Origin of the sequence: Kitasatospora sp. NPDC091257 (assembly GCF_044757675.1) — a bacterium.
Taxonomy (GTDB): Bacteria; Actinomycetota; Actinomycetes; order Streptomycetales; family Streptomycetaceae; genus Kitasatospora; species Kitasatospora lactacystinica.
In genome coordinates this window covers 1-2,676 of record NZ_JBIVVI010001207.1, presented here as the reverse complement: position 1 = coordinate 2,676, position 2,676 = coordinate 1, and the positions used below count along the sequence as shown (strand labels likewise).

2 protein-coding genes are annotated in these 2,676 nt (G+C 74.5%); both read left to right on the top strand.

Annotated features, from left to right (window positions below; genetic code table 11):
* The first annotated feature begins 32 nt into the window (after positions 1-32).
* Positions 33-1,379: a cytochrome P450 gene (locus ACIQOV_RS36340; protein WP_401055079.1), complete on the top strand. Its 1,347-nt coding sequence runs from the start codon at positions 33-35 to the stop codon at positions 1,377-1,379.
* A gap of 376 nt (positions 1,380-1,755) precedes the next feature.
* Positions 1,756-2,619 carry an MHYT domain-containing protein gene (locus ACIQOV_RS36335; protein WP_401055078.1) on the top strand — a complete coding sequence of 288 codons (864 nt, stop codon included), beginning with the start codon at positions 1,756-1,758 and terminating at the stop codon, positions 2,617-2,619.
* Positions 2,620-2,676 lie beyond the last annotated feature (57 nt).

Sequence of the window (2,676 nt, the reverse complement as noted above, 5' to 3'; positions counted from 1 at the left end):
CCCCCGGGCTCGCGCCCGCCCCCACCTCCGCGATACCCGTCCCGGCGGGGAACCGCCTGGTCGGCTCGCTGTTCGACCTCACCCGCCGCCCGCTGCGCAGCTACCTCGCGGCCCGCCGCGACCACGGCGACGTGGTGCGCTTCCAGGCCGGGCCGCCCGGGCTGCGCGCCGACTTCTACGGGGTGTTCTCGCCGGAGGGCGTCCGGCAGGTGCTGGCCGTCGAAGCGGCCAACTTCCGCAAGGAGGACCCCTTCTACGACGAGTTGCGGACCAGTGTCGGTAACGGGCTGCTGACCAGCCAGGACGCCGAGTACCAGCGCCAACGCCGCATGGTGCAGCCGCTGTTCACCCGGCGCCGGGTGGACGGCTACGCGGACGCGCTCGCGCAGGAGGCGCAGTCGCTCGCCGAGCGCTGGCGGGCGGTGCCCGGCGGGGTGGTGGACGCGGCGGAGGAGACGTCCCGGTTCGCCCTGCGGGCGGTCGCGCGGATCCTCTTCGGCGCCGACGTGGAGGAGGCGATAGCGGTGGTGCACCGCAGCTTCCCGGTGCTCGGCGAGTACGTGAAGGAGCGCGGCTACGCCCCGGTCCGCCTCCCACGCACCTGGCCGACCCCGGCCAACCGGCGCGGTGCCGAGGCCCAGCGGGCGCTGTACGGGGTCTGCGACCGGATCATCGCCGAACGGGCCGCGCGGGGCGGCGGCGACGAGGACGCGGACGACCTGCTCACCCTGCTCGGACGGGCCCGCGACGAGGACGGCGGGCGGCTGGACCCGGCCGAACTCCGCGACCAGGTCCTGGTGTTCCTGCTCGCCGGGCACGAGACCACGGCCACCGCGCTGGCCTTCGCGCTGCACCTGCTGGCGATGCACCCCGAGCAGCGGCGGCTCGCCCGGGAGGAGGCGCGGACCGTCCTGGCGGGGCGGGCACCGACGGCGGCGGACCTGGAGGCGCTGCCCTACATCACCCGGGTGCTGAAGGAGGCGATGCGGCTCTACCCGTCGGCGGCCCTGGGCGGGCGGCGGGCGGTCGCGGAGACCGTCATCGACGGGTACGTGATCCCGGCCGGGGCGCAGGTCGTGGTTGCGCCGCTGGTCACCCACCGGCACCCGGACCACTGGGTGGACCCGGAGCGCTTCGACCCGGACCGCTTCCTCCCGGAGGCGGAACGGGCCCGGCACCGCTATGCCTGGTTCCCGTTCGGGGGCGGACCGCGGGCCTGCATCGGGCAGCACTTCTCGATGCTGGAGGCGGTGCTGGCGTTGGGGGTGCTCCTGCGGGACTTCGAGGTGGAGGCGGTGGACCGGCGGGTGGCGCTCGCCCAGGGGATCACGCTGCGGGCGGCGAGCCCGATGCGGATCCGGGTGACGGCGAGCCGCTGACGGCCGGCGGCTGACAGCGTGCGGCCGACAGCCGACAGCCGACAGCCGACAGCCGACAGAGTTCAGCGGACAGATGACAGATTTCAAACTCTGTCATCTGTCCGCTGTCGTTTGTGCGCAGCCCCCGCACGCCGTCCGCCGCGCCGGCCGTCCTCTGGGTACACGACAGGGCCATCGGAACACATCACGCGCTTCCTGCGGGCAGCTTTTCAGATCTTTGTCTGACCGATTCCGGCTGCTCGGTAGCGTCCCACGCACCCCAGGCCGGAAGCGCACATGCGGTTGGCATATGCCATTCGTGTGCAGTCCGCCCGGCCCGGGGCGCCCGGGCGCACCGCGTACCGCCTCCGGGCCCGACTGGTCGACCGGAGGTCCCATGGGCACTCTCAACCATCTCAGCCTCGGCTGGCTGACCCCCGCCCTCTCGTACCTGATGGCCTGCACCGGCGCCGCCCTCGGCCTGCGCTGCACGCTGCGGGGACTGGCCGCGAGCGGCCCGGCCCGGCGGAACTGGCTGATCACGGCCGCCGCCGCGATCGGCTCCGGCATCTGGACCATGCACTTCGTCGCCATGTTCGGCTTCACCGTCGACGGCACCGAGCTGCGCTACAACGTGCCGCTGACCGTCCTCAGCCTCGTGGTCGCGGTGCTGGTCACCGGCCTCGGCCTGACCGTGGTCTGCTACGGCCGGCACCGCGGCCTCTCCCTGCTCTCCGGCGGCGTCACCACCGGTCTCGGCGTCGCCGCGATGCACTACCTGGGCATGGCCGCCCTGCGGATGCACGGGGGCCTGCACTACGACGCCGGGACGGTCGCGCTGTCCGTGCTGATCGCGGTCGGCGCCGCGACCGCCGCGCTCTGGGCCGCCGTCACCATCCGCAACGTGTACACGGCCGCGGCCGCCGCGATGGCCATGGGCCTCGCCGTCAGCTGCATGCACTACACCGGCATGGCCGCCGTCCACGTCCGGCTGGAGCCGACCCGGACCGTTCTCGGCGGGGTCAGCCCGATGGAGTTCGTCTTCCCGCTCGCCGTCGGCCTCGGCTCGTTCCTCTTCCTCGCCTCGGCCTTCGTGGCACTCTCACCGACCGCCCAGGAGCGGGCCGGCTACCGGGAGGCGGGCGAACCGGCCGTGGAGGAGTCCCCCGCCGCGCCCCCGCACCCCGAGCGCGCGTGGCACGAGCCCACCCCGGCAGCGGACGGGCGGCGCGACGCCGAGCGGCACGACCGCGCAGCCTGAGCCGCGCCCGCTCGCTCCCGGTCCGCCCACCCGGCCTCCGCCCACCCGGCCTCCGCC